The 535-nt window shown below is 43.6% G+C and carries 1 protein-coding gene; it reads left to right on the top strand.

Going from position 1 to position 535, the window contains the following annotated elements:
• On the top strand, window positions 1–484 hold a 484-nt coding region (ccmA, locus tag R7Q48_RS30530; protein ID WP_318134162.1), incomplete at its 5' end, for a cytochrome c biogenesis heme-transporting ATPase CcmA.
• Window positions 485–535 lie beyond the last annotated feature (51 nt).

The raw sequence follows: 535 nt of genomic DNA, 5'->3' as shown, positions 1-535 counted from the left end.
TATCATTACAGGGTTAGGCGATAGAGAAGAAGGAATGATCAAGTGGAAAGGTGAAGAGGTTGAAAAATCTCGTGATGTCTTCCACCAAGACTTGCTATTTCTCGGCCATCAAACTGGCGTAAAGCGCGAACTCACCGCATTTGAAAACTTACGTTTTTACCAATCTATTCAAAATAACAGCACTTCCGATGAAGAAATCTTTACTGCTTTAACCCAAGTGGGGCTTGCGGGGCGAGAAGATGTACCTGTAGCACAACTTTCTGCGGGTCAGCAGCGTCGCGTTGCTTTGGCTAGACTTTGGCTAAGTAAGCAGATTTTGTGGATTTTGGATGAACCACTAACAGCAATCGACAAACAAGGTGTCAAAGTGCTTGAAGCTCTGTTTGCTCAGCATGCCGATAACGGTGGCATTGTGATGTTAACGACGCACCAAGATATGTTTGCTGACAGCCCCAAACTTAGAAAAATAAAATTGGGTGATTGATATGATTTCGGCCATGACAACTATTATTCGCCGCGAACTCTTGATTGCATT

The sequence above is a fragment of the Vibrio sp. 378 genome (assembly GCF_033339435.1).
The sequence above is the reverse complement of the archived record's forward strand: the minus strand, read 5'-3'. Positions and strand labels throughout refer to the sequence as shown.